Origin of the sequence: Frigoribacterium sp. Leaf164 (genome assembly GCF_001423665.1) — a bacterium.
GTDB lineage: Bacteria > Actinomycetota > Actinomycetes > Actinomycetales > Microbacteriaceae > Frigoribacterium > Frigoribacterium endophyticum.
In genome coordinates, this window is sequence record NZ_LMOX01000003.1 from 76,553 (window position 1) to 102,100 (window position 25,548).

At 74.5% G+C, this 25,548-nt stretch carries 24 protein-coding genes; 14 read left to right on the forward strand and 10 right to left on the reverse strand.

The features are described from left to right. Together ASF82_RS08375 and ASF82_RS08380 are read left to right on the forward strand one after the other, a co-directional pair. Window positions 1-1,708, forward strand: a 1,708-nt coding sequence (locus ASF82_RS08375; RefSeq protein WP_056056281.1) for a sodium:proton antiporter, incomplete at its 5' end; no start/stop codon positions are given. 64 nt (window positions 1,709-1,772) lie between these two features. Further along, entirely contained in the window at window positions 1,773-3,125 is a 1,353-nt protein-coding gene (locus ASF82_RS08380) for an ABC transporter permease (protein ID WP_056056283.1), read from the forward strand. An 8-nt stretch (window positions 3,126-3,133) separates the two neighbouring features. Here ASF82_RS08380 and ASF82_RS08385 read toward each other — a convergent pair whose 3' ends face one another. Together ASF82_RS08385 and ASF82_RS08390 are read right to left on the reverse strand one after the other, a co-directional pair. Next, entirely contained in the window at window positions 3,134-3,469 is a 336-nt protein-coding gene (locus ASF82_RS08385) for a hypothetical protein (RefSeq protein WP_056056285.1), read from the reverse strand. A 154-nt stretch (window positions 3,470-3,623) separates the two neighbouring features. Continuing rightward, on the reverse strand, window positions 3,624-4,115 hold the full coding sequence (locus tag ASF82_RS08390) for an 8-oxo-dGTP diphosphatase (RefSeq protein WP_056056287.1): 492 nt from the start codon (window positions 4,113-4,115) through the stop codon (window positions 3,624-3,626). Between the two features lie 56 nt (window positions 4,116-4,171). Between ASF82_RS08390 and ASF82_RS08395 the strand changes: the two genes are divergently transcribed. From ASF82_RS08395 to ASF82_RS08415, 5 genes are all read left to right on the forward strand, one after another. After that, window positions 4,172-4,522 carry a hypothetical protein gene (locus ASF82_RS08395; protein ID WP_056056289.1) on the forward strand — a complete coding sequence of 117 codons (351 nt, stop codon included), beginning with the start codon at window positions 4,172-4,174 and terminating at the stop codon, window positions 4,520-4,522. A 35-nt stretch (window positions 4,523-4,557) separates the two neighbouring features. Beyond that, window positions 4,558-5,112, forward strand: a complete 555-nt coding sequence (locus ASF82_RS08400; protein WP_056056291.1) for a hypothetical protein — start codon at window positions 4,558-4,560, stop codon at window positions 5,110-5,112. Window positions 5,113-5,122: 10 nt separating this feature from the next. Continuing rightward, window positions 5,123-5,428: a hypothetical protein gene (locus ASF82_RS08405; protein WP_056056292.1), complete on the forward strand. Its 306-nt coding sequence runs from the start codon at window positions 5,123-5,125 to the stop codon at window positions 5,426-5,428. Window positions 5,429-5,541: 113 nt separating this feature from the next. Continuing rightward, the gene (locus ASF82_RS08410; protein ID WP_056056294.1) at window positions 5,542-7,650 is read left to right on the forward strand and encodes a S9 family peptidase; all 2,109 of its coding nucleotides are present in this window, start codon (window positions 5,542-5,544) and stop codon (window positions 7,648-7,650) included. Window positions 7,651-7,684: 34 nt separating this feature from the next. Continuing rightward, window positions 7,685-8,308, forward strand: coding sequence for a DUF1697 domain-containing protein (locus ASF82_RS08415; RefSeq protein WP_056056296.1), 624 nt, complete (start codon window positions 7,685-7,687; stop codon window positions 8,306-8,308). Window positions 8,309-8,374: 66 nt separating this feature from the next. Here ASF82_RS08415 and ASF82_RS08420 read toward each other — a convergent pair whose 3' ends face one another. Then, window positions 8,375-9,061, reverse strand: coding sequence for a CYTH domain-containing protein (locus ASF82_RS08420; protein ID WP_156370012.1), 687 nt, complete (start codon window positions 9,059-9,061; stop codon window positions 8,375-8,377). Window positions 9,062-9,163: 102 nt separating this feature from the next. Between ASF82_RS08420 and ASF82_RS08425 the strand changes: the two genes are divergently transcribed. Next, entirely contained in the window at window positions 9,164-10,522 is a 1,359-nt protein-coding gene (locus tag ASF82_RS08425; protein WP_056056300.1) for a hypothetical protein, read from the forward strand. 124 nt (window positions 10,523-10,646) lie between these two features. On the opposite strand, the gene ASF82_RS08430 is transcribed toward ASF82_RS08425, so the two are convergent. Beyond that, complete coding sequence (locus ASF82_RS08430) at window positions 10,647-12,404, reverse strand: pyruvate dehydrogenase (protein ID WP_056056302.1); 1,758 nt, start codon at window positions 12,402-12,404, stop codon at window positions 10,647-10,649. Between the two features lie 121 nt (window positions 12,405-12,525). On the opposite strand from ASF82_RS08430, the gene ASF82_RS08435 reads away from it, so the two are divergent. After that, window positions 12,526-12,798: a mycoredoxin gene (locus ASF82_RS08435; RefSeq protein WP_056056304.1), complete on the forward strand. Its 273-nt coding sequence runs from the start codon at window positions 12,526-12,528 to the stop codon at window positions 12,796-12,798. 99 nt (window positions 12,799-12,897) lie between these two features. Here ASF82_RS08435 and ASF82_RS08440 read toward each other — a convergent pair whose 3' ends face one another. From ASF82_RS08440 to ASF82_RS08450, 3 genes are all read right to left on the reverse strand, one after another. Beyond that, window positions 12,898-13,308 carry a VOC family protein gene (locus ASF82_RS08440; protein WP_082514500.1) on the reverse strand — a complete coding sequence of 137 codons (411 nt, stop codon included), beginning with the start codon at window positions 13,306-13,308 and terminating at the stop codon, window positions 12,898-12,900. 106 nt (window positions 13,309-13,414) lie between these two features. Further along, window positions 13,415-15,547, reverse strand: a complete 2,133-nt coding sequence (locus tag ASF82_RS08445) for a DEAD/DEAH box helicase (protein ID WP_056056309.1) — start codon at window positions 15,545-15,547, stop codon at window positions 13,415-13,417. A 366-nt stretch (window positions 15,548-15,913) separates the two neighbouring features. Next, window positions 15,914-17,122, reverse strand: a complete 1,209-nt coding sequence (locus ASF82_RS08450) for a phosphotransferase family protein (RefSeq protein ID WP_056056311.1) — start codon at window positions 17,120-17,122, stop codon at window positions 15,914-15,916. 104 nt (window positions 17,123-17,226) lie between these two features. Between ASF82_RS08450 and ASF82_RS08455 the strand changes: the two genes are divergently transcribed. Together ASF82_RS08455 and ASF82_RS08460 are read left to right on the forward strand one after the other, a co-directional pair. Next, window positions 17,227-18,288: an aromatic acid exporter family protein gene (locus ASF82_RS08455; protein WP_056056313.1), complete on the forward strand. Its 1,062-nt coding sequence runs from the start codon at window positions 17,227-17,229 to the stop codon at window positions 18,286-18,288. Beyond that, entirely contained in the window at window positions 18,281-19,213 is a 933-nt protein-coding gene (locus ASF82_RS08460) for an alpha/beta fold hydrolase (RefSeq protein WP_056056314.1), read from the forward strand. The genes ASF82_RS08455 and ASF82_RS08460 overlap by 8 nt, the downstream gene beginning before the upstream one ends. A 40-nt stretch (window positions 19,214-19,253) precedes the next feature. Here the strand turns inward: ASF82_RS08460 and ASF82_RS08465 are convergent, their stop codons facing one another. Further along, on the reverse strand, window positions 19,254-19,991 hold the full coding sequence (locus ASF82_RS08465; protein WP_056056317.1) for a triacylglycerol lipase: 738 nt from the start codon (window positions 19,989-19,991) through the stop codon (window positions 19,254-19,256). A 49-nt stretch (window positions 19,992-20,040) separates the two neighbouring features. Further along, window positions 20,041-20,418, reverse strand: coding sequence for a hypothetical protein (locus ASF82_RS08470; RefSeq protein ID WP_056056319.1), 378 nt, complete (start codon window positions 20,416-20,418; stop codon window positions 20,041-20,043). Between the two features lie 232 nt (window positions 20,419-20,650). On the opposite strand from ASF82_RS08470, the gene ASF82_RS08475 reads away from it, so the two are divergent. Next, a complete protein-coding gene (locus ASF82_RS08475; protein ID WP_082514502.1) occupies window positions 20,651-21,190 on the forward strand; it encodes a Dps family protein in 540 nt (179 codons plus the stop codon). 107 nt (window positions 21,191-21,297) lie between these two features. Then, the gene (locus ASF82_RS08480; protein WP_235491235.1) at window positions 21,298-22,527 is read left to right on the forward strand and encodes an NAD(P)/FAD-dependent oxidoreductase; all 1,230 of its coding nucleotides are present in this window, start codon (window positions 21,298-21,300) and stop codon (window positions 22,525-22,527) included. A 12-nt stretch (window positions 22,528-22,539) separates the two neighbouring features. On the opposite strand, the gene ASF82_RS08485 is transcribed toward ASF82_RS08480, so the two are convergent. After that, complete coding sequence (locus ASF82_RS08485) at window positions 22,540-23,415, reverse strand: SMP-30/gluconolactonase/LRE family protein (protein WP_056056321.1); 876 nt, start codon at window positions 23,413-23,415, stop codon at window positions 22,540-22,542. A gap of 122 nt (window positions 23,416-23,537) precedes the next feature. Between ASF82_RS08485 and ASF82_RS08490 the strand changes: the two genes are divergently transcribed. After that, entirely contained in the window at window positions 23,538-25,487 is a 1,950-nt protein-coding gene (locus ASF82_RS08490; protein ID WP_082514503.1) for a glycoside hydrolase family 15 protein, read from the forward strand. Window positions 25,488-25,548: the final 61 nt, after the last annotated feature.

Consider the following 25,548-nt stretch of genomic DNA (forward strand, 5'->3'; position numbering starts at 1 on the left):
GCTCGCCGAACTGCTGATCATCCTGAGCGGCTCGCTCCTCGTCACGGCGTTCGCGCGCTGGCGGGGCCTGCCCGCTCCCCTGCTCACGGTCGGCGTCGCGCTGCTGGTCTCGTTCGTGCCCGGGGTGCCCGACATCGAGATCGACTCCGAGGTGATCCTCACCGTCGTGCTGCCGCCCCTGCTCTACTCGGCGTCGCTCGACGTGTCGCTGCTCAACTTCCGCGAGAGCCGCGTGCAGATCCAGCGGCTGGGCATCGGCGCCGTCGTCGTCACGGCGTTCGTCGTCGGCGGCGTCGCGTACCTGCTCATCCCCGACATGACCCTGCCGGCTGCGATCCTCGTCGGCGCCGTGGTCGCCCCGCCCGACGCGGTGTCGGCGGCGGCGATCGGCCGCAAGCTCGGCCTGCCGCGCAAGGTGATGACCGTGCTCTCGGGCGAGAGCCTGATCAACGACGCGGCCTCGCTGACGCTGGTGAAGGTGTTCCTCGCGATCGTGGGGGGCGCCTCCCTCACCCTCTGGCAGGACCTCGGCATCTTCGGCCTCGCGATCGGCGTGGGGGTCGCGGTCGGCCTCGTGCTCGGCGTCGTGGCCCACCGGGTGCGGATGCGGATCGACGACCCGGTCATCGAGAACGTCATCGGGCTGCTGCTGCCGTTCGTCGCGTACATCCTCGCCGAGGAGCTCAGCGGCTCGGGCGTGCTCGCGGTCGTCGCCGCCGGCCTCTACGTCGGCTTCAACTCGCCCCGCACGGGCTACGCGACGCGGCTGCAGGAGCGCCCGTTCTGGGCCGCCGCCGACGTGCTGCTCGAGGGCTTCGTCTTCGCGCTGATCGGGCTGCAGCTGAAGACCGTCGTGCTCGACGTCGCCGAGAGCGACCGGGGGCTCGGGCAGAGCGTCGGGGTGGCGTTCGTCGTGCTCGCCGTCGTGGTGGTCGTGCGGCCGGCGTTCGTCTTCGCGACCTACTACGCGGCCCGCGTGCTGCGGTACCTGCTGCTCGGCCGCCTGCTCCGTGGCCTGCGACGGGTGCCGGCCCTGCGCCGCCTGAGGTACCGACCCCAGCCTCGCCTCGACCGGCGGCAGCTCACCGTGATCTCGTGGACGGGCATGCGCGGCGTGGTGACGCTCGCGGCGGTCGTGTCGATCCCGGCCGTGACCGACAGCGGCGTGCCCGTGCCCGCCCGCGACACGATGTTCCTCATCGCGTTCGTCGTCACGGTGGGGACGCTGCTGCTGCAGGGGCTGACGCTGCCGGCCGTGATCCGCTGGCTCGGGGTGCAGGACACCACGCAGCGTGACCGCGACCTCGCGGCGCAGCTGGCGCTCCTCACGACGAGCACCGACGAGACCCTCGCGTACGTCCAGAGCCGCCGCCCCGCGTGGGAGGAGCTCTACGGGCCCGAGCTCACCGAGCGCGCGGTGCAGGCGACGACCGTGCGGCTCGTGCGCCAGTCGGAGGCGCTGCGGCGCGGAGCCCTCGAGGACGCCGAGGACCGCGAGCCGTCGAGCGCCGAGCGCGACCGACGGCGTGCGGTGCCCCGGGCGATCGGGCAGATCCGGCGCGAGCTGCTCGCGAAGCGCCGCGAGGTCGTGCTGCGCGAGCGCGACGCCGGGAAGCTCGACGAGGAGGTCATGCGGCAGGTGCTGCTCGGCCTCGACGCCGAGGAGCTCGCGATGGACACGAACGCGGTGTCGAGCACGCGCTCGTGAGGCGTAGCGTGGCGGCGTGATCGTCGGCCGCGGGGTCGGCGGCGCCGGAGGAGGACGAGGACACGTGACGCGAGGCCGGGCAGACGACGGGGCCACGACCACGGGGGCGGGCCGTGCCACGGGGGCCGGCGGGACCGCCGTCGCCGACGGGGCCGAGAAGCCGCCGGTCGGCGCGTTCCGCCGTTGGTACTCCACCCTCCACCCGTCCCTCCAGCTGATCGGCCTGCAGCTCTGGCTGCCGCTCTTCTTCATCGTCGGGTTCTGCCTCTGCTACATCGCGGCCTTCCACGCCCCGCACCCGCACGACGTGCCGATCGCCGTGGTGGGCTCGTCGTCGGCAGCATCGACCCTGCAGGCGGACCTCGACGACGCGCAGCCCGGCGTCTTCGACGTGCGCTCGTACGACGACCTCGACACGGCGCAGGAGGCGGTGCTCCGCGGGCAGGTGGCGGTCGCGGTCGACCCCGGCGACGCGCAGCTCTACAAGGCGAGCGCCCACCAGTACCAGGTCTCCGCCCTGATCCCCGCGATGCTCACGCCGGTGCTCACCGCGGAGGGCGACGCCCCGACCGTCGTCGACCTCGCCCCCCTGCCGGCCTACGACGAGTACGGCACCGTCTCGCTCTACCTGATGCTCGCCTGGTGCATCGGCGGCTACATGGTCGCCATGTTCATCGGGCTCATGGGCGCGCCCCTGCGGCACCGGACCCGCGTCACCGTGATCCTCGTCGGGGCCGCGGTCATCTCGCTCGTGACGAACCTGCTCGCGGGGCCCGTGGTGGGCGCCGTGCAGGGCCACTTCGCCGAGCTCGCCCTGCTCGGCTGGGCCTGGATCGTCGCCATCGGGCTCGCGGTCAACGGCATCAGCTACTTCGTCGGCCGCTTCGTCGCGCTGCCCGCGATGATCGTCTTCGTCTTCCTGTCGATGCCCGCGTCGGGCGGCGCGTACCCGGCGTGGTTCATGCCCCAGCCGTTCGCTGCCCTGAACGCCGTCGTCGTGGGCAGCGGGATCACCGAGATGCTCAAGCGCGTGCTCTACGACGTGGGGCCGGGGTACTCGCGCGGCCTCACGATGATGGCCTCGTACGCGGTGGCCGGCGTCGTGCTCATGCTCGTGGGCAAGCGGTGGTGGGAGGCCCGGCGCGTGCGGCGGATCGTCGAGGGGCGGACGACCATGTTCGCGGACGCCCAGACCGCGAACCGCGAGTTCCTCACCGCGGAGCGGGACGAGGTGCTCGCCCGCCACGGGCTCGTCGCGACCGACACGGGCACGATCCGCACCGTGCCCGACGACGAGCGGGCGCAGCTCGACGAGGGCGGCGACATGATGTTCGGCGCCGCGGGCGGCCTCGAGGCCGAGGAGCTGCCGACCCGCCCCGTGCGCGTGGTCGACGAGCGGGACGCCCGCCAGGGCTGAGCGAGCCGCTAGAGGTCGACGCCGCCGCGGTGGGCGCCGTCGAGGTGGACGCCCTGCCACGAGGCGCCGTCGAGCTGCTCGGCGAGCGTGCGGGCGGCGGTGCGGTCGGCGCTCGCCGAGGCGAGGGCGGTGACCCCGAACCCGACCAGCAGGGCGAGGAGGCCGAGCGTCGAGACGAGCATGCCCGGTCCCCCGACGACGGCACCGACGACGAACAGGCCAGCGGCGGCGGTCCAGGCGACCACGACGGCGGCGGTGCGGACGGCCGAGAGGAGACGCGAGGAGGCGGTGGCCCGGCGGCGGATCCGGGGGGCGTCGAGGGCCAGGCCGTCGTAGCTGCTCACAGGGGTCCTCCGCAGGGGGTCGTGGGGGCGTTCTGTCACCCGGTGTGACGTCTCCCCTCGACACTACGGAGGGCCGCGGGGGCCGTCTGCCCCCTCTCCCGGTGACACCCGAGAGGGGGAGGGACAGGCCCGTGTCCCCCTTGTGGCCGACGGGTCAGCGGGGGTCGGACGAGCCTGCGGCGGCCTCCGAGACGACCGTCGCGAGGTCGGCCCCGAAGGTGTACGTCGCCGCGACGTGTCCCCCGGCGAGCACGCCGGGCAGCCAGCGCCGGGCGTCGTCCCACATGGCGTCGAGCGGCAGGGCGTCGACGTCGTGCCACGCGGGGTCGAGCTCGTCGGTCTCGACCGGCTCGCCCCGCCAGCGGCGCGCGACGAAGACGGACGACCGCTGGCTCCAGGCGGGCCGGTGCGGGAAGAGGTAGAGCAGCTCGCCCCGCGCCTCGAGGTCGGCCGGGTGCACCTCGACCCGCGCCTCCTCGACGATCTCGCGGACGGCCGCCTCGACGGGCGTCTCGGAGCCCTCGAGCTTGCCGCCGAGGCCGACGTGGTAGCCGACGCCGAGCCCGGTCTTCTTGCGGCCGAGCAGCACCTGCCGGCGCCCGTCGACCTCGCGCAGGAGGTAGGTGACGCACACGTCGTAGGCCATGTCGGCAGGCTAGCGGTCGACCGGGTCGTCAGCCTGCCCGGCGTAGGCTCGACGGCATGCCCGAGACGCCCGACGCCCTCCGCGGCGGCGTGCCCGAGTTCCGCGGGGCGGGTCGCAGCCTCGAGGTGCTGCGCGCCGAGGCCCACGACGAGCTGGCGGCCCTGATCGAGCTCCGCTGCCGGGGCGGCGAGGACCCGTGGGACGTCATCCCGGGCCTCCCCACCGTCGACGAGCAGGTGGTCATCTCGCTGCGGGCCGACGCCCGCGGGGTCGACGGCGTGCCCTACGGGGGCGGCGGGGGCGCGGACGACGAGCTGCGGTTCCTCCGCGGCGTGGCCCTCTGGCACCCGGAGCTCTCCCGCGCGGTGTGGTCGCTGATGGGCCGCATCGACGCCGCCTCGCGCTGACTCCCCCTGTCGGTGGGCGGCCGTAGCCTGGCCGCATGCTCTGGACCGACGTCGTCACCGTCACGCTGGGCGCCTTCGTGGGCGCCGGCGCCGCCTTCGGCGCCAACCTGCTCGTGCGCTGGCTCGAGTCGCGGCGGGCCGAGGCCTCCGCGCTGAACGAGCTCGTCACCGAGATCCACTTCCGCCGCGTGCTTCACCGCATCGTGCCGACGCGCAGCCCCGACGCCAAGACCGCCGACCCCGACTGGGCGACCGCGCGGCGCTCGATCGGCGGCCTGCGCGGCGTCGTCCGCTCGGCCCGGCGGCAGACCCGCCCGCGGTCGTCGGCGCTGCCCGTGCTCAACGAGATGACCCTCGCCTGCAACACCTTCCTCGACGACAGCGAAGACGCGCCCGACCTCTACCGCCTGCACCTCATGCAGCTGCACGCCCGGCTCAACGCCGGCGTGCGGCGGCTGCGCTCGCAGCGTCGCGCGATCGCCGACCTCGAGCCGGGCCAGGCGCGGCTCGGCCCGACCGTCGCGGGGCTCCGGGCGCCGACCGCCGTCGCCGACGGGCCGGCCGACACCGAGGCGGGGAGGCGCGGGTAGCGTCGGCCGCATGAGCGACGCACCCGAGACCCCCGCCCCCGCCGACGCCACCGCGACCGACCCCGTCGAGGCGGCCGACGAGCAGGCCCAGTTCGACGCCGCCCGCCTCGCCGCCGGCGAGGACGTCGACGGCACGGCCACGCTCTCCACCGCCTCCTCGGCCGCCGCGCCGGAGAAGGCCGGCACGCAGGACGCCCTCGACGACGCGGCCCGCGAGGCGGCCGCGCCCGACCCCGCCGACGTCCACGTCGCCTCCGACGAGTACCCCGAGCGCCCGCGCCTGGGCGGGATCACCGCGAGCGACACGCAGATCTGACCCGCGCCTCCCCGGGGCCCTCGAGCCTCCGCGGAGCTCCGTGGCCCGCGCCCGCCCGGGTGGCGGCGACGGGGGGCGCCGGCCAGGACGGGAGCGCTGGCTAGGCTGGGCAGATGGCCTCGTCCCCCGCGCCCCGCGCCCCCCGGAAGCCCGTCACCCGCCGCCACCACGGTCACGAGTTCGTCGACGACTACGAGTGGCTGCGCGCCAAGGAGGACCCGGAGGTCATCGCCCACCTCGAGGCCGAGAACGCCCACACCGAGGCCGAGACGGCGCACCTCGCCGCCCTGCGCGAGACCATCTTCGAGGAGATCAAGGGCCGCGTGCAGGAGACCGACCTCGGCGTGCCCGTGCGGGAGGGCGAGTGGTGGTACTACTCGCGCACCGCCGAGGGGGCCCAGTACGGCATCCACTGCCGGGTGCCCGTCGCCGACGCCGACGACTGGACCCCGCCGACGATCAGCCCCGACTCCGCCCCGGCGGGCGAGCAGGTGCTGCTCGACGGCAACGTCGAGGCCGACGGCCACGACTTCTTCTCGCTCGGCAGCTTCGACGTCTCGGCCGACGGCAGCCTGCTCGCCTGGGCGATCGACACCACCGGCGACGAGCGCTACGAGCTGCGCGTCCGCGACCTGACGACGGGCGTCGACCTGCCCGACCGGGTCGCCGACACCGCCCCCGGCGCCGTCTTCGACGCCACCGGACGGTTCGTCTTCTACCCGACTGTCGACGAGTCGTGGCGCCCCGACACCATCTGGCGCCACGAGGTCGGCGGGGCGGGCGACGACGTCACCGTCTTCACCGAGCCCGACGACCGCTACTGGATCGGCGTGGGCCTCACGCGGAGCCGCCAGTACCTCGTCGTCGACGTGGGCTCGAAGATCACCAGCGAGACCTGGCTGCTCGACTCGGCCGACCCGACCGGGGAGTTCCGCGTGGTGTGGCCGCGACGCGAGGGGGTCGAGTACGACGTCGAGCACGCCGTCGTCGCCGGCAGCGACCGCCTGCTCGTCGTGCACAACGACGGCGCCGAGAACTTCGAGCTCGTCGACGTGCCCGCCGACGACCCGACCTCGACCAGCGACCGCCGCGTCGTCGTCGCCCACCGCGACGACGTGCGGCTCGAGTCCGTCGACGCCTTCGCCGGCCACCTCGTCGTCGAGCACCGCCGCGAGGCGCTGCCCCGGCTCTCCGTGCTGCCGCTCGGCCCCGACGGCTACGGCGACCTCGTCGAGGTCGAGTTCGACGAGCCCCTCTTCGCGGCGGGCGCGGGCGGCAACCCCGAGTTCGCGCAGCCCACCGTGCGCTTCGGCTACGCCTCGTTCGTCACGCCGTCGACGGTCTATGACCTCGACGTGCGCACGGGCGAGCGCCGGCTGCTGAAGCGCCAGGTCGTGCTCGGCGGGTACGACCCGGCCGACTACGAGCAGGCCCGCGAGTGGGTGACGGCGGCCGACGGCACGCGCGTGCCGATCTCGCTCGTCTGGCGGCGCGACGCCGTGACGCCCGGCGAGCCCGCGCCGCTGCACCTCTACGGCTACGGCTCGTACGAGCACAGCATCGACCCCGGCTTCAGCGTGGCGCGCCTCTCGCTGCTCGACCGGGGCGTCGTCTTCGCGGTCGCCCACGTGCGGGGCGGCGGCGAGATGGGCCGCGCCTGGTACGAGCAGGGCAAGACCCTGACGAAGACGAACACGTTCACCGACTTCGTCGACGTCGCCCGCCACCTCGTCGCCGAGGGGCGCACCACGCCCGAGCAGCTCGTCGCCGAGGGCGGCAGCGCCGGCGGCCTGCTCATGGGCGCGGTCGCCAACATCGCGCCCGAGCTGTTCGCCGGCATCGTCGCGGCCGTGCCGTTCGTCGACGCCCTGACGAGCATCCTCGACCCCGACCTGCCGCTGACCGTCATCGAGTGGGACGAGTGGGGCGACCCCCTGCACGACGCCGAGGTCTACGAGTACATGCGCGGCTACTCGCCCTACGAGAACGTGCGGGAGGGCGTGCGCTACCCGCGCATCCTCGCGGTGACGTCGCTCAACGACACCCGCGTGCTCTACGTCGAGCCCGCCAAGTGGACGGCCCGGCTGCGCGACGTCGGCGCGCCGGTGCTGCTCAAGACCGAGATGTCGGCCGGCCACGGCGGCGTCAGCGGCCGGTACGAGTCGTGGCGCGAGCGGGCCTTCGAGCTCGCCTGGCTGCTCGACGTGCTCGGGCGGGCCTGAGGCGCGGAGGAGAGGGAGGCGCGGGGGCGCGGTCGTGGGCGAGGGCACGGGCGACGGCCGGCCGACGGCCGGCCGGCGGGCTGACGCGCTCGCCCCGGCGGCGGGCGCCGTCGACCACGTCGCCCTCTGGCGGGGCATCAACGTCGGCACGGCGAAGCGGGTCGGCATGGCCGACCTGCGGGCCGTCGCGGCGGGCCTCGGCCTCGTCGCGCCGACCACCGTGCTCGCCAGCGGGAACCTCGTCGCCGGCGTGCCGACCGACCGGGCCGGCGACCTCGCGGCCGAGCTGAGGGCCGCCGTCGCGGTGGCCACCGGGGTCGACGCGGCCGTGCTCGTGCTCACGGGCGACGCCTTCCGCGCCCTCGCCGCGGCGAACCCGCTCCGGCGCGACGAGCGCCCGCCGGCGCGGGTGTCGGTGGCGGTCGCGGAGGTGCCCGGCGCGCTCGCCGGCACCGCGCCTCCCGCCGTCGACCTCGGCGACGAGGAGATGGTCGTCGCTCCGGACGCCGTCTACCAGTGGCTGCCCGCCGGGGTGACGGGGTCGCCGGTGCCCGCCGCGTGGTGGCGGGGGCTGCCCACGACGGTCACGGCCCGGAACGACGCGACGGTGCAGAAGATCGTCGCCCTGCTCGACGACCGGGCCGCGTCGAGGGGCTGAGCGAACCTGCCGCGAGCCCGCCGACGAGGGGGCTCACGCTGACCTGCCGCCCGGGCCGGCGCCGGGTCAGTCGCCGAGCCCGAGGGCGAGCTTGGAGCGGTGCGCCGAGGGCCGGGCCCCGGCGGCCCGCAGCCGCGACGCGAGCGTGTCGAGCAGGGCGTCGCCCTCGGGGCCGTCGACGCCGGGGCCGAGCTCGGCCTCCCACTCGCGCCAGGTGCGGACCCGCCCGTCGGCCACGCGCGTCGCGCGCACCCCGTCGTCGGCGACCTCGACGAGCTCGTGCCCCTCGCCGTCGAGCAGGTGGTGGGCCGTCCGCCGCGTCTCGAGCAGGAGGACGGGCCGCAACGCGGACGCCCCGTCGCCGTCGCCCCCGGTCGCGAGCAGCGCCGCGACCCGGTCGAGCAGCGCGGCGGGCACCGGCTCGTCGTCGGCGCCCAGCGGGTGGTGCACCTCGCGGCGCCCGCCGCCCGCGACCTCGGGCGGCAGCTTGAGGTGCCAGCCCGCGTCGTGCCCGCCGGTGCGACGTCGGAGCGTCACCCGGGCCCCGAGGAGGCGGTGGTCGGGCGTGTCGTGGTAGGTCGCCGAGAGCGAGGCGGCCGGGTCGAGCACGACGCGCGCGACCTCGAGGGCGCGACCCGCGCCTCCCCCGGCCCCGGCTCCGGCCCCGACGCCGACGCCGACGAGGTCGGGCACCGCGGCCTCGTCGTCGACGTCGTACTTGCGCTCGATCTCGATCTGCTCCGTGCCGGTCATCACCCCGTTGTAGTCGATCGGCCGGGCCCGCGTCGACGCGGAGCGGGCCCGCGTCGACGCCGACCGGGCCGTCACCCCGCCGGTCGGCGTACTGTCGGGGCCATGAGCGATGTCGCCCCGAGTCTGGCTGGTTGGATGGCGCGACAGCGCTGGTACGCGACGAAGGGGCGCACGCCTGCGATCCGGGTGATCGGGTCGTTCGAGGCCGACCTCGACGGCGTGCTCGCGATCACGCTCCTCGTCATCGACGAGGCCCCCGACGTGCCCGTGCTCTACCAGGTGCCCGTCGTGGCCCGCCGCAGCCCCCTGCCCGGCGGCGACGCGGCCTTCATCGGCTCGGCCGACGACCTCTACCTCTACGACGCCCCCCACGACCCGGCGTACGCGCGGCACCTCTTCGAGCTGCTGTCGTCGACGAGCCACGTCGACGGGTCCGACGTCGCGGTCGACGGCACGCTGCACGTCGCCGCCGGCACCGTGACCCGCTCGCGCGTGCTCTCGGGCGAGCAGTCGAACACGTCGATCATCTACGACGTCACGGGCGGCCCCGTCGAGCACGCCATCGCCAAGGTGTTCCGCGTGCTGCACCACGGCGACAACCCCGACGTGACGACGCAGGCGGCGCTCACCGAGGGCGGCAGCACCCGCGTGCCCACCACCTTCGGCTCGCTGCACGCCACGTGGCCCGACCCGGGCCGCGACGGCGGCGTCGCGAGCGGCCACCTCGCCTTCTCGCAGGAGTTCCTGGCCGGCTCGGAGGACGCCTGGCGCGTCGCCCTCGACGCGGCGTCCGCCGGCCGGGGCTTCACGACCGAGGCCCACGACCTCGGCGTCGCCGTCGCCGAGGTGCACGCCACGCTCGCGCGTCAGCTCGGCACCGTCGAGGCCGACCAGGACGCCGTCGACGGGGCCCTCGTCAGCATGAGGCGCCGCATCACGACGGCCGCCCGCGAGGTGCCCGAGATCGCCCCGCACGCCGACGCCATCCTGCGGGTCTACGACGCGGCCGGTGCGCTCACCTGGCCGCGACTCCAGCGGATCCACGGCGACCTGCACCTCGGCCAGGCGCTCCAGTCGCCGACGCGGGGCTGGACGCTGCTCGACTTCGAGGGCGAGCCCCTGCGGCCGATGCCCGAGCGCTCGCGCCCCGACCTGGCCCTGCGCGACGTCGCCGGCATGCTGCGGTCGTTCGACTACGTCGCGGGGTCGCTCGCGCAGCAGACGCCGCCGGTCGACGTCGGCACCTGGGCGCACGACGCCCGCGCCGCGTTCGTCGACGGCTACGTGGCGTCGTCGGGCGTCGACGTGCGGGCCCAGCGGGCCCTGCTCGACGCGTTCGAGATCGACAAGGCCGTCTACGAGGCGATCTACGAGAGCCGCAACCGGCCCGACTGGATCGGCATCCCGATCGCCGCGGTCGAGCGCCTCGTGGCCCGCTCCGCCCCCGCCGCCGGCAACTAGGCCGCTCTAGGCCGCTCTGGGCAGCCTCAGGCCGCGCACGCCACCCGAGTGGTCACCATCTGCCGCTCCCGTCGCCGGGAGGAACAGGTCGTGACCACTCGCCGGTCCCCGCCGGAGGCGCGGGTCAGGGCCGCGGGACGTTGCGGAGGTTCGAGCGGGCCATCTTCACGACCTCGCCCGCGCCTCCGTTCATGACGATCTTCGACATCGCCAGCGAGAAGCCCTTCACCTGGGAGCCCGTGATCGCCGGCGGCAGCGAGAGCGCCTGCGGGTCGGTGGCGATGTCGATCAGCGCCGGGCCGTCGTGCTCGAAGACGGCCTCGAAGCCGTCGCGGAGGTCGCCCGGCTGGTCGACGTGCACGGCGTGGATGCCGATCGACCGGGCCACGGCCGCGTAGTCGACGTAGGGCACGTCGACGCCGAAGTCGGGGTAGCCGTCGACGAGCATCTCGAGCTTCACGAGACCGAGCGTCGAGTTGTTGAACACGACGATCTTCACCGGCAGCTCGTACATCTTCGCCGTGATCAGCTCGCCCATGAGCATCGAGAGCCCGCCGTCGCCCGACATCGACACGACCTGGCGGCCCGGGTGGGCGAACTGCGCGCCGAGCGCGTGCGGCAGGGCGTTCGCCATCGAGCCGTGCAGGTACGAGCCGAAGATGCGGCGGCCGGCCGTCGGGGTGACGTAGCGCGCCGCCCAGACGTTCGACATGCCCGTGTCGGCGGTGAAGATCGCGTCGTCGGCCGCGACCTCGTCGAGGACGGAGGCCGCGTACTCGGGGTGGATCGGCACGAGGGCGTCGGCCTTCTTCGTGTACGCCCCGACGACGCCGTTCATCAGCTTGTCGTGCTTCTTGAGCGTCTTGTCGAGGAACCTGCGGCTCTTCTTGTCTCGCACGAGCGGGGCGAGCGCCCGCAGGGTCGGGAGCACGGCCCCGTGCACGGGCACGTGGACCGTCGCGCGCCGCCCGATCACGGCGGCCTCGACGTCGACCTGGGCGATGCGCACCTGGTCGCCGTCGGGGAGGAACTGGGGGTACGGGAAGTCCGTGCCGAGCAGCACCAGCAGGTCGGCGTCGTGGATGCCCGCGTGCGCTGCGCCGTAGCCGAGCAGGCCGGTCATGCCGACGTCGTAGGGGTTGTCGTGCTGGATGACGTCCTTGCCGCGCAGGCTGTGCCCGATCGGCGCCCCCACCCGCCCGGCGAGCTCGATGATCTCGTCGTGCGCGCCGCGGCCGCCCTCCCCCACGAAGAACGCCACGGTGCCGGCCTCGTTGATCGCGTCGGCGAGGGCCTGGACGTCCTCCGGCGCGGGCACCAGCTCGGGCGCCCGGGTCGTGAGGTGCGGGGGCGTCGCGCCCTCGGCGTCGAGCTCGGCGACGTCGCCCGGCAGCGTGACGACGCTGACGCCGTGCCCGGCGAGCGTGTGGCGGATCGCCGCGGCGACCACCGACGGCGACTGCACCGAGGTCGAGATCATCTCGCTGTAGCCCGAGCACTCGACGAACAGCCGGTCGGGGTGCGTCTCCTGGAAGTAGTCCGAGCCGATCATGGCGCTCGGGATGTGGCTGGCGATCGCGAGCACCTTCGCGCGGCTGCGGTGCGCGTCGTAGAGGCCGTTGATGAGGTGCAGGTTGCCGGGGCCGCACGAGCCCGCGCAGACGGCGAGCTCGCCGCTCATCTGGGCGTCGCCCGACGCCATGAACGCCGCGGCCTCCTCGTTGCGGACGTGGATCCAGTCGATGCCGCCCGCGTCCGAGCCGCCCGTGCGGCGCACCGCGTCGACGATCGGGTTGAGGCTGTCGCCCACGATGCCGTAGATGCGGCGGACCCCCGCCTGGACGAGCTGCGCGATGATCTGGTCGGCGACCGTGTCTGCCATGGGGTGTCTCCTTCGTCGAGGTCGTGGGGCGATCGACGGCGGGCCCGCGGGGGCGCTCGTCGCGACCTGCTCCCAGCCAACTCCCCCGCGCCTCCCCGGCTCCTGGGCTTAGCCTTGGACGATGACCGACACCGCCACCTCCTACGTGCCCGACGCGGGCACCATCACCATGTTCAGCACCTCGTGGTGCGGCTACTGCGCGCGCCTCAAGCAGCAGCTCGGCAAGCAGGGCATCGGCTTCACCGAGGTCAACATCGAGGAGGTGCCGGGCACCGCCGAGATCGTCGAGAGCGTCAACGGCGGCAACCAGACGGTGCCGACCGTCATCTTCCCCGACGGCTCCACCGCCACGAACCCCTCGCTCGCCGACGTGCAGGCCAAGCTCGGCCTCTAGCGGGCCGACCGCGTCGCGCCCCCGAGGGCGGGCGCCGAGACGACACGACGCCCCGTGCCTCCCGAGGGAGGCGCGGGGCGTCGTCGCGTGCGGGTCGCGTCAGCCCTGCGGTGCGGCCGCGAAGAACTCGATCTGGTTGCCGTCCGGGTCCTTCACCATCAGCGTGGTGCCGAACTCCGGGTCCTCGAGGTGGGAGTCGATGCCGACCGAGCGGGCGTGCTCCTGCCAGGCGACGACGCCGTCGCGGTCGGCGACGGCGAGGCCGATGTGGTCGAGCCCCGGCACGGTCGGGTCGAACGGGACGGCCTTGCCCTCGGTGTAGGCGGTGACCCCGAGGATCTGCCCGCCGCCGACGGAGAACAGCCGGCGGTCGAGGCCGTCGAGCTCGATGCGGCCGACCGGCGGGGCGCCGAGCAGCGACTCGTAGAACGCGAGGCTGCGGTCGAGGTCGGACACGGTGATGGCGACGTGGGCGTAGCCCTGGACTTCCGGCACGGGGTGCTCCTTCATTCGGGGATGGTCACCCCACCGAACACGCCGCCGCTGGGAGCCGCACGGGCGCGGGGCCCGCAGCGGCCCGCGGCGCGCCGGGCGGACGGCCCGGCGCGCTGCGCGGCTAGCCGCCGAGCGCCTCGGTGAGCAGCGCGACGAGCGCGCTGTGCTGGATGTCGGCCGAGTCCACGACCTCGCTGTCGTCGCCGTCGAGGGCACGGGCGGCGAGGCCGGCCTTGCTGTCGATGAGCTCGGCGATCTTCGTGTCGATCGTCTGGGCCGCGATGACGCGCCACGCGGTGACGGGCTCCTCCTGGCCGATGCGGTGCACGCGGTCGATCGCCTGGGTCTGCTCGGCGTCCGTCCACGACAGCTCGGCGAGCACGACGTTGGAGGCGACCTGCAGGTTGAGGCCGACGCCCGCCGCGGTGAGCGAGCAGACGACGATCTCGACCTCGGGGTCGTCGACGAACGCGTCGATCTGGCGCTGGCGCACGGCCGGCGTCTGGTCGCCGCGGATCGAGGCGTACTTGATGCCCCGCTTCGCGAACGTCTGCTCGGCGGTGTCCATCACGTCGATGTGCTTCGCGAAGAAGACGACCTTGCCGACGTTGCGGGCCAGCTGAGCGGTGTAGTCGGCCGCGAGGCCGGCCTTCGCCTGGCCGATGCGGCGCACCATGCTGAAGACGTTCTCGCCGCTGCTCGAGCTGCTGGCGTCCTCCAGCTCCCACTTCGCCACCTGGCGCACGAGGTCGTGGTCGATGCCCTCGACCCTGGCTCCGGAGGTGCGGGCCGCGAGGGCGGAGCGGTACCGGCTGACGAGACGGCGGGCCAGCTCGCGCTCGGCCTCGCGGATCGACCGGCCGGCCTCGTCGTCGAGCTCGACCGGCAGGTCGGCGACGCGACGGGCGGGGATGTCGGCGGCCACGTCGACCTTGCGGCGACGGACGATGCCGAGGTCGATGACGATCTCGCGGGCGGACGGGAAGAAGCCCGGGTCTGCGGGGGTGAGCCCCGCCTCCTCCAGCTGCTCCATGAGCTCGGCGGCCGGCTTCTTGTCGCCGATCCAGCCGAGGAACTGCCAGATCGCCCGGAAGTCCTCGATGTCGTTGATCAGCGGCGTGCCGGTCAGGGCCATCAGGAGGGGGTGCGCGGTGCGGGCGCGGATGCGCTCGGAGAGCTGCAGCACGTGCCGCGACCGCTGCGACTCCTTGTTCTTGATGAAGTGGGCCTCGTCGACGATCATGCCCTTGAAGCCGAGGTCGCCGAGCCAGCCGACGTGCCGGTCGAGCACCTCGTAGTTCACGATCACGACGTCGGCGAACGCGTCGAGGGTGTCGCCGTCGCCGTGGATGACCGTGGCGGTGCGCGTCGGGGTCCAGAGCTGGACCTCGCGGGCCCAGTTGGTCTTGACCACGTTCGGCACGACGACGAGCAGCGGGTAGGCCCCGGCGGCCTGCGCGGCGAGGAGCGACTGGGCGGTCTTGCCGAGGCCCGGCTCGTCGGCGAGCAGGTAGGTGCGGTGGCCCTGGCGGGCGGACTCGACGAGCTGCGCCTGGTGGTGCATGAGCGTCGCGCCGGCGGGGGCGTCGACCGTGCTGGGCTCGGGCAGCGGCATGCACGCCGAGCCGCCGCCGGCGCCGTACTCGAACGCCTTGAACAGGGGCCCGAAGAGCTCCCAGTTGGCGAGGCGCACGGGGTGCACCTCGCGCGAGACCTCGGCGAGCGAGAAGTCGGGCGGCAGGAACGGGTTCGCCAGCTGGCGCGAGACGACCGACTGCGGCACGACCTGGCGCTCGGAGACGGGGGCGACGGGTGCGGCCTCACGCACGACGACCTGCTCCTCCGGGGCGAGCTCCATGCCCGCGGAGAGCTGCATGTCGCGCTTCAGCGCCCTGGCGCTCTCGGAGACGACGGCGTCCTCGCCGAGGAGGGCGATCAGCGACGTGTCGCGCGCGGCCGTCTTGGCGAGGATCTGCGCGACGCCGTCGAGGCGCTTCATCTGCTCGGCGCGCTCGCCGTCGGTGATGGCCTTGTCGACCTTCACCCGGGCGCGCTCCTCGCGCATCAGCAGGGCGATGACCTGGAACTTCGTGCGGCTGGAGGGCTTGACCTGCCCCCGCTGGGCCGCGGCCTCGACCTCGCGCACGGCGCGGGCGAGCACGGGGATGAGCCCGTCGTTGTCGACCTCGCGGCGACGGTGCGGACGCTGGGCGGTGCGGGTGCCGCCGGATCGGTTCTGGCCTGGTCGAGCCAAGGCTCCTCCTCGTGGTCGACGGTCACGTCGACGGTGCTGTGTCGTCGATGCGACGACGGGTGCTGCACCGGCCGACCCGCGGTGTGCGGGGGCCGGGACCGCGCACCGCGGCGATCGGGGCTGATCGCGGTCGATCTGGTGCGGCACGGGCGTACGACTGGGACGTGCGGGAGCCGACGGCCCGGAAGCCAGGCCCTCGCCCGGGGCACCGTCGCGCGAGGCGGGCCTCGAGGACCGGCACGACGCTCAGATCTGCGCCTGTCGATCGGTCGGGGCACCGTGTCGGAGCCGACACGGACGGTGCTGCGCGCCACTTTACGCGGTCGACGGGGCCGGGCGCCACCTGCGCCGGGGCGTGTCCGCCGCTCAGACGGCGGCGACGGGGCGCGGCCAGAGCGTGCCGGAGGCGGCGCCCAGCAGCTGCACCGCCTTGCGGCGGCCGCTGTCGGTGCCGAGCGTCGCCTGCCCGCCCGCGTGCGCGAGCAGCTGTGACGCCACGGCGGGCGCGAGGCGGTCGGCGATCGCGGGCGCCTTCCCGACCCAGGTGCGGCTCACCTCGTCGGCGAGCCGCTCGCACGCACGGGCCTCGGCCTCGTCGCCGTTGCCGCGGTGCCACTGGCCGGTGACGACGAGGTGGGCGACGAGCGCGCCCGCGTCGCGCGCCGGGTGCCCCTGCCCGGCGGTGTCGATGTCGAGCAGGCCCGTGACGCGCCACGGCTCGGCCGGGTGCACGAAGAGCTGCTCGAGGTGCAGGTCGCCGTGGATCACGCGCCGCGGGTCGCCGGCCCAGGAGGCGCGGCGCCGGTCGATCTCGTCGTAGAGGCCGTCGATCTCGGCGGCGCGCTCGGGGAGGGCGCTGCGGAGCGTCGCGCGGTGCCACGCGCCGTGGTCGAGGGCGTCGGACTGCGCGCTCGACGTCACGTCGACCCGCGCGGTGCGGACGCCGAGCTCGACCACCTGCGCGACGAACCGCGGGTCGTCGGCCAGCTCGAGGACCTTCTGCCCGGCCGGCACGCCCGGCACGCGCTCGAGCACGAGGAGGCCGTCGGCCCGGGAGGCGAGCACCCGGGGCACCGGAAGCCCCTGAGCCCGGAAGGCGGCGTGCAGCGCGACGATCGGGGCGACCCGGTCGGGGCGGATCACCTTGAGGAAGAGCGTCGTCTCGGCGCTGTCGAGGCGGATGACGGCGCGCTTGCCGGGCCGGTACGCGGCGACGGCGAGCGTCGGCGCGGTGACCTCGATGCCCAGGGCGGCGAGCGACTCCTCGACGCGGTCGGGGTAGGTCACCCCGGCGAGCGCCGGCAGCAGCGGGTCGGCCGGGTAGGCCCACACGGCGAGGGGCTGGCCCGTGCCGGGGTCGGTGGTCAGCACGCTCGACGCGTCGGCGCCCGTGACGTCGGTGTCGATGAAGGTCAGGACGGTCGCGGTGACGCCCGCCGCGTCGACGGTGTCGACCTCGTAGCCGTAGAGGAACCCGTGGCCCGACGGCTCGACCGAGTGGGGGCGGAAGGCCACGACGGTGACCCCGGAGCCCTCGAAGGCCGCGGGGAGCACCTCAGCGGAGTTCGGCCACACGCGTCCATCAAAGCGCGTCGGAGGCGCGGCGGGCGCCAGGCGGGCCCGTCACGTCGCCACGGTGACCTGATCGTGATCTGCCGGGGCCTGGCTACGCTGGCCGCATGAGGATCGTCTCGCGGGTGCGCCAGACGAAGCGCACTCCCCTGCTGCAGGTGGTCAAGACCAGCGTCGCCGTCGTCGTGGCCTGGTTCGCGTCGATCGCGCTGGTGCAGCAGCCCCTGCCGATCTTCGCGGCCATCGCGGCCCTGCTCGTCGTGCTGCCCAGCGTCAACCAGTCGTTCGTGCGCGGGCTGGAGCGCAGCGTGGGCGTGATCGCGGGCGTCGTGATCGCCTACGGCGCGGGCCAGCTGCTCGGCGACGGCAGCGGCGTGGTGCTCGGCATCGTCGTGGTCAGCCTGCTCGTCTCCTGGGCGCTCCGCCTGACGCCGAGCTCGGCGAACCAGGTGCCCATCTCGGCGATGCTCGTGCTCGCCATCGGGGCGCAGACCCCCGACTACGCGCTCGACCGCATCGTCGAGACGATCATCGGGGCCGTCGTCGCGCTCGCCGTCAACGCGCTGGTCGTGCCGCCGGTGCTGCTCGCGCCGGCGCACCTGGCCGTGGGCCGCCTGGCGCGCGGCCTGGCCGGCGTGCTCGACGACCTCGCGGGCGTGCTCGAGGCGCCGACGGCGCCCGACGGCGTCTCGGCCGTGCTCACCCGGGCCCGCGACCTGCGCGACCTGCAGGCGCGGGCCGCCGCGGCCGTCACCGCCGGCGAGGAGAGCCTCATGCTCAACCCGCGGGCCAGCCGACAGCGCACGGTGCTGCAGGCCGACGCCGCGCTGCTCGTGCGGCTCACCGTGCTCGTCAACCGCGTCGTCGGCATGACGCGGTCGGTGCGCGACAACTACGAGCCCGAGCTGGCCGACGACCCGGTGGTCGAGGAGATCTCGGTCGAGCTGCGACGCGCCGCCCACGACGTGCGCCTGCTCGCCCGCGACGTCGAGGGCGTCCGGGCGACGCCGGCGGCGGGCACGGCCCCCGCCGCACCCGGGGGCCCCGACGACGCGCCCGCCCTCACCGCCCCGGTGCAGGTGCTCCGCCCCGACCCCGTGCACTGGGTGCTCGTGGGCTCCCTGCTCGAGGACATCCGCCGGGTGCGCGAGGAGATCATCGGTGCCTGACCCCGGCCGCGCGCCCTCGGCGTACGCGCCCTTCGGTCTCGACGACGACCCCGCGGCGCTCGGGCTCGCCCGACTGGTCGTCCCCACCCCCGACGGCGCGGTGCTCGTGCACCACCGGCGAGCAGACCCCGCCGACCCGGCCGACCCGGCCGACCCCGTGACGATCCTGCTGCACGGCGCGGCGGGCTCGTGGACGACCTGGACCCCGTACCTCCGCGCCGCCGCCGAGGCCGGCAGCCCCGTCTCGGCCCCCGTGCTCGTCGACCTGCCGGGCTGGGGCGGGTCGCCCGCGCCGACGCCCGCCCTCGACGTCGACGCCGCCGCCCGGGTCGTCCTCGCGGTGGCCGACGCCGTCGGGGCCGAGCGGTTCGAGCTCGTCGGGCACTCCCTCGGCGCGCTCGTCGCCCTGCACGTCGCGGCGACGAGCCCGGGCCGCGTCACGCGGCTGGGGCTCGTCTCGCCGACGACCTTCTCGGCGCTCGAGGCCGCCGCACGCCCGTGGAGCGGGGTGCGGCGGCTGCCGGCCCTGGTGCTGCTGCGGGGCGTGTTCACGGTGCTGCCCCGCGCCTCCTCGGTGCTCCTCCGGGCCGCGGCCCGCGTCGGGCTGCTCACGGCGCTGGCGTCGCCGGTGTTCCGGCACGCCCGACGGGTGCCGCGGTCGGTGCGGGAGGCGTTCGTCGCGGAGGTGCGACCGGTCGCCTTCGTCGTCGCGACGCGGTCCGCTCCGGGGTACGACACGGGCGCCTGGTCGGCCTACCGCGGGCCGGCCTCGGCTGTGGCGGGCGCCGACGACGCCTTCGCGGAGCTCGACGACCTCGTGCGCCTGCGGGCGGTGCTGCCGCAGTGCCGCACGACGCTGCTGCCCGAGTGCGGGCACTTCGCACACGTCGAGTGGCCCGCCGCGACGGTCGACGCGCTCGCCTGACCGCGGGGCGGACCGGACGGCGCCCGCCCCGGTGCCTCGGTCAGCCCGCGTCGTGCGCCGCGGCGTCGGGCCCGTGCTCGACCGCGGCGACCACCATGTCGATGCACTCGGGGTTGCCGAGCGGACGGAAGTGGCCGTCGACGGGGAACATCACGTTCGTCGCCCCGGGCAGGACGCTGCCCTCCGTCACGTGCGCGTCGAAGCCGGACGCCATCGAGGTGATGCGCGAGTTGGCCTCGAGCTGGTCGGCCAGCCGCAGCAGGTCAGCGTCGCGGGGCGAGAAGGCCTTGAGCGTCCGGTTCGGCAGGTACAGCGACCAGCGCGTGCCCGAGAAGGGGCTGTTCACGGTCACCATGCGCGCGAGGCGGCCGTCGCGGTCAGTGGAGACCATCATCGTCTTGCCGATCAGGCCGCCCTTGCTGTGCGCGAGCACGACCACGTCGCGCAGGTCGTGCGCGTCGACGATGCGCTGGGCGACGGTCGCCGTGGCGGCGATGGGGCGCCGGTTGTGGCCCATCCCCGGCACGACGACGATCGGGTGCCCGAGCTCGTGGAGGCGCTCGGCGATCGGGCGGAGGAAGCGCCAGGTCTCGTAGACGCCCGGCAGCAGCAGCACGGGGGCGCGGTCGCCCCGGCGCCAGTCGGCCGGCACGCGGCGGGCGGACCGGGGCACGAGGTGCACGCGGACGACGTACGGGTAGTCGAACAGCAGCGTGCGGACGAAGCGCCGGAGGCCGACCCGGCGGTGCCCCTCGCCGCGGGTGGGAGTGGAGCTCATGCGGTCGACGGTAGGCGCAGGGAGTCGCCCCCGCCCGGCGTGCCGCCCCCTAGGCCACGCGAGAGGTCAGGCCCTGGTCGCCCGACGCCCCGGAGGCGCCGACCAGCGGCCAGCCCTCGGGCCAGGCGACGCACTCCACGGCCTCGATCGAGACGCGGAGCGCGTGCTCCCACTTCGTGCAGATGCCGGCCCATGGCGGCGGGAAGGCGAGGGCGTCGTGCAGGAGCGAGAGGGCGGCCTCGCCCCAGCCGGCCCGGGCGGCCGCGTTGGCCGCGTCGGGCAGGGCGCCGACGACGTACCGGACGACGAGCACGCGGTGCTCCCACGTCATCTCGTCGATCGCGTCGAACGCGCCCCAGGCGCTGTCGATCTCCCGTCGCAGGCGGGTGATCTCGTCGGAGTCGAACCCCGGTGTGCCGTGCATCATGCTGAGCCCCCCTCAGAGCAGATCGTCCGCCCCTCGGGGCGGCCGAGCGACGTCGCGGTCGCTCCCGGGAACATACCACCCGGACGGTACCCGCCGGTATCCAGACGCGCCTCCCGCGCACGCCCGGTCTGTCCCCCGCTGCCTGGACCCGGGCCGGGGGCGACGGTCTACCGTGCACGACGCACCCACCGGTGCGACGACTCCGCACTGACCCACGACGAACGGGAGAACCATGTTCCAGGGATCCGACACTCTCCGCGAGAACCTCCAGAAGGTCCTCGTCGACCTCATCGAGCTGCACATCCAGGGCAAGCAGGCCCACTGGAACCTCCTCGGCTCGAACTTCCGCGACCTCCACCTGCAGCTCGACGAGATCGTCGACGCGGCCCGCGAGTTCTCCGACGAGGTCGCCGAGCGCATGCGCGCCGTCTACCTCATCCCGGACGGCCGGTCGAACGTCGTCTCCGGCGGCACGAGCCTCCCGCAGTTCCCCGAGGGCCCGGTCGAGACGACCGCCGTCGTCGACCTGATCGTCGACCGCATGTACGCCGCGACCGACACCATCCGCACCGTGCACGACGACATCGACGACGAGGACCCGACGACGGCCGACGTGCTGCACGGCATCCTCGAGCGCCTCGAGCAGCTGGCCTGGATGACCGGCGCCGAGAACCGCCACCCGCAGCGCGACGCCGCCGACGCCGGCACCCGTCAGCGCGACGAGGAGGCGGCCGAGGAGGGCCTCGACCGCGTCGGCGCCATCGCCAACTAGCACCGCCACCGCCCGTGGCACCACGGGCGCACACCGACTGGGCACCGCCCCGGAGATCCCCTACGCGACCTCCGGTGCGGTGCCCTCGCCACGACCAGGAGACGACCTTGACCGACACCACCACCCCCGACGGCGACGTCACCGCAGCCGCTCCCGTCACCGAGGCCTTCGACCACGTCGTCGTCGGCGGGGGCATGACCGCCGACGCCGCCGCGACGGCGATCCACGAGGCCGACCCCGAGGCGACCGTCCTCGTCGTCAGCGACGACGTCGACGAGCCCTACACCCGCCCCGCGCTGTCGAAGAAGCTCTGGATCGACCCCGACTACACCGAGGCCGACAACGACCTGGGCACCCGCGAGGCCTCGGGGGCCGAGATCCGCCTCCGCACCTCGGTGACCGCCGTCGACCGCGAGCGCCGCACCGTGACGACCAGCGACGGGCGGACGGTGTCGTGGGGGCGCCTCCTCCTGGCCACGGGCGGCTCGCCGACGCGTCTGGACCTGCCCGAGGACGACCGCGTGGTCCACTTCCGCACGGCCGCCGACTACCGCCGCCTGCGGGCGCTCTCCGGCGACGGTCGCCGGGTCGTCGTCGTCGGCGGCGGCTACATCGGCACCGAGCTCGCCGCGGCGCTCGTGCAGAACGACACGCGCGTGACCCTCGTCACGCCGGACGACGTGCTCGGCGGCTCGGTGTTCCCCGCCGCCGTCGCCGCGCGCTTCCAGGCCGCCTTCGAGGAGGCGGGCGTCACCCTGGTGACGGGGCGTCGCGTCGAGGGCGGCACGGCCTCCGAGGCCGGGCTCGTGGTCAGGCTCGACGACGGCTCGACGCTCGACGCGGACGCCGTCGCGGTGGGCCTCGGCATCACGCCGTCCACGGAGCTGGCCGAGGCCGCGGGCCTGGAGGTCGAGGACGGCGTCGTCGTCGACGCCTCGCTGCGCACCTCCGACCCGGACGTCTTCGCCGCCGGTGACGTCGCCTCCTACCCCGACCGCATCCTGGGCCGCCGCCGCGTCGAGCACGTCGACAACGCCAAGGAGCAGGGCGCGCTCGTCGGCCGCGTCATGGCGGGCTCGGCCGAGGAGTACGACCACACGCCGTACTACTACTCGAAGGTCCTCGACATCTCGTACGAGGCCGTCGGCACGCTCGACGCGTCGCTCGAGACCGTCGTCGACGACGAGGGCGACGGGTCGACCGTCGTGTACTACCTCACGGACGGCGCGGTGGCCGGCGTGCTGCTCTGGAACGTCGAGGACGCCCGCGACGCCGCCCGGGCCGTGCTCGCCGAGGGCACGGCCGTCGACCGGGACGGGCTCGTGGGCCGGATCTGACCCGGATCGGCCTCAGCCGCGCGGGCCGAAGAGGAACGGCGCCCGCCCGGCCCGGTCGAGGTCGAGGGCGAACACCCCGCCGCTCAGGGGGTGCTCGGCGAGCTGCGCCTCGTCGAGCCCCTCGCGGGCGGAGAGCACGAAGAGGGTCCGCAGGTCGGTGCCCCCGAAGCCGATGCCCGTGAGCAGCGGCACAGGGAACTCGACGCGCTCGAGCACCTCCCCGTCGCGGTCGAGGTGGACGACGACGCTCTCGCCGTGCACGGCGCCCCAGAACTCGCCCCGCTCGTCGCGGGCGAGCCCGTCGTGCGAGCCGCCCGTCGAGAACGGCTCCAGCTCGCCGAGGGCGCCCTCGGCGCCCCACGAGGCCCGGTAGATGGTCTCGCGGTCGGTGTCGGTGAGGAAGATCTCGGAGCCGTCGTCGTTCCACTCGAAGCCGTTGGTGGTCGTGAAGTCGTCGCGCAGCGTCGTGACGCCGCCGTCGGGGCCGACGCGCCAGAGGCCCGCGACGGGCGCGCCGTCCGGGTCCATGGCGCCGACCACGAAGGCGCCGAACGGGTCGCACTTGCCCTCGTTGAGCCGCATGCCCTCCTTGGCGAGCTCAATCGTCGCGAGCACCTGGAGGGAGCCGCCGTCGTCGTCGGTGAGGACGACCTGGTCCTCGAGGGCCGCGACGAGCCCGCCGCCGCGTCGTCGCTGGAAGCTCGGGAGGGGCGGGTCGACCGGCAGGGAGCGGTCTCGCAGGCCGTCGGCGGAGGTGCGGTGCAGCAGCCCGGGGGTGATGTCGGTCCAGACGAGCTCCTGCGCGTCGACGTCCCACACGGGGCTCTCGCCGAGCGTCGCCCGGGCGTCGAGGAAGAGTCGGGGGCGGGGCGTGGCGCTGTCGGTCATCCCTCCCGTGTACGCGCCCGACCTGGCCACCCGCTCCTCCCCAGGGGTACGCGACGGCCCCCAGCACACAGCCTCCTGCGAGCGCCGAGCGCGAGGAGGCGCGGGAGAGCACCGTAGGAGGGGTGACCGACACCCTCGAGAGCGTCCACGAGACGACCGACTCCTTCCGCGACGAGCCCGACGCCTGGCAGGCGCCCGACCCCCGGGAGGACGGCTACGTCGCCCTGCGCTCCTACGGTGCCATCGGCGACGGCCGCACCGTCGCCCTCGTCGCCCGCGACGGGCAGATCGACTGGCTGCCGATGCCGTCCCTCTTCACCGACCCCGTCTTCAGCGGCATCGTCGACTCCCGCACCGGCGGGCGCGTCGAGCTGCGACCGGTCGACGACGACTTCACCGTGCAGCGGGCCTACGTGCCCGGCACCAACGTGCTGCGGACGCGCTTCCGCACCTCCACCGGCATCGTCGAGGTGACCGACGCCCTCATCACGGGCGTGGCCGGCCGGCTGCCCTGGAGCGAGCTGGCCCGTCGCGTCGACGGCCTGCGGGGCCGCGTCGAGATGCGCTGGGCCGTCGTGCCGGGCAACTCGTTCGGCACGCACCCGATCCGCCGCGTCGACACGCCGCACGGGCCGGTGCTGCGCGCCGCCGACATCAACCTGGCCCTCGTGGGCTTCGAGCACGGCCGCACCGACCCGACCGAGCCCGGGCACGGCGACGAGGCCGACGGCCCGCTCGAGTTCCGCGGGTCGTTCACCACGTCGCCCGGCTCGCGCTCGCTGCTCTGCCTCTGCGGCGTCGACGACGAGCCCCTGCACCTGCCCGACCCGCGGGTGGTCGACCAGGGCGTCGACCGCACGATCGAGAACTGGGAGACCTGGTCGACCGAGTTCAGCTGGGACGGCCCCTGGGCGAAGGCGGTGCACCGCAGCGCACTCGCCCTCAAGCTGCTGATCTTCAGCCCCACCGGCGCGATCGCCGCGGCGGCGACGACGGCCCTGCCCGAGAACTTCACCGGCGACAAGAACTGGGACTACCGCTTCGCGTGGGTGCGCGACCTCGCCTACACGGTGAACGCGCTGCTGCGCTTCGGCCTCCGCGAAGAGACGCACGGCGCGGTGTCGTGGATGCTCAAGGCGCTCAAGGCGAACGGGCGCGAGATGCACATCTTCCTGCGCCTCGACGGCTCGGTGCCCGACGGCACCCACGAGACCGGCTCCGAGGGCTGGCGCGGCATCGGCCCGGTCTACAAGGGCAACCCCGCCGGCGAGCAGCTGCAGCTCGGCGTCTTCGCCGACATCCTCGCCGTGATGAGCCAGTACGCGGAGGGCGGCAACATCCTCGACGAGTCGACCGCCGACCTGCTGGCCGGCTTCGCCGACGCCGCGTGCCGTCGCTGGCAGGAGAAGGACAGCGGCATGTGGGAGCTGCCGGAGGAGCAGCACTACGTGAGCAGCAAGATGGGCTGCTGGCAGGCCATCACCTCGGCCCTCGAGCTCGCGGAGCAGGGGCAGATGCACCCCGACCCCGACGACCTCGAGCACTGGAAGGCGAACCGCGACCTCATCGTCGAGTGGATCGACGAGCACGGCTGGTCGGAGGAGCGCGGCGCGTACCTGATGTACCCGGGCAGCGACGCGATCGACGCCTCGGTGCTGCTGCACGCGCCGAGCGGGTTCGACCGCGGCGAGCGCATGTCGCGCACCATCGACGCCCTGCGCGACGAGCTCGGCGCCGGCCCGCTGCTCTTCCGCTACAGCGACGTCGCGGAGGAGGAGGGCACGTTCGTGGCCTGCGCCTTCTGGCTCGCGGGCGCCCTCGCCTGCGTCGGCCGCGTCGACGAGGCCGTCGAGCTCATGGACCAGCTCGTCGAGCAGTCGAACGACCTGGGGCTCTTCACCGAGATGATCAGCGCCGACGACGGGCAGTTCCTCGGCAACATGCCGCAGGGCCTGAGCCACCTCGCCCTGGTCAACGCCGCGATCACCATCGACGAGATGCGTCGCGCGCGCGGCGAGGACGTCGACGACGCCTCCGACGACCGGGCCGACGAGGCCAGCCGCGAGCAGTAGCGGCACCGACACCGGCAGCACCGCCACCAGCAGCACCCACCCACCGCCAGGAGGAGAACCG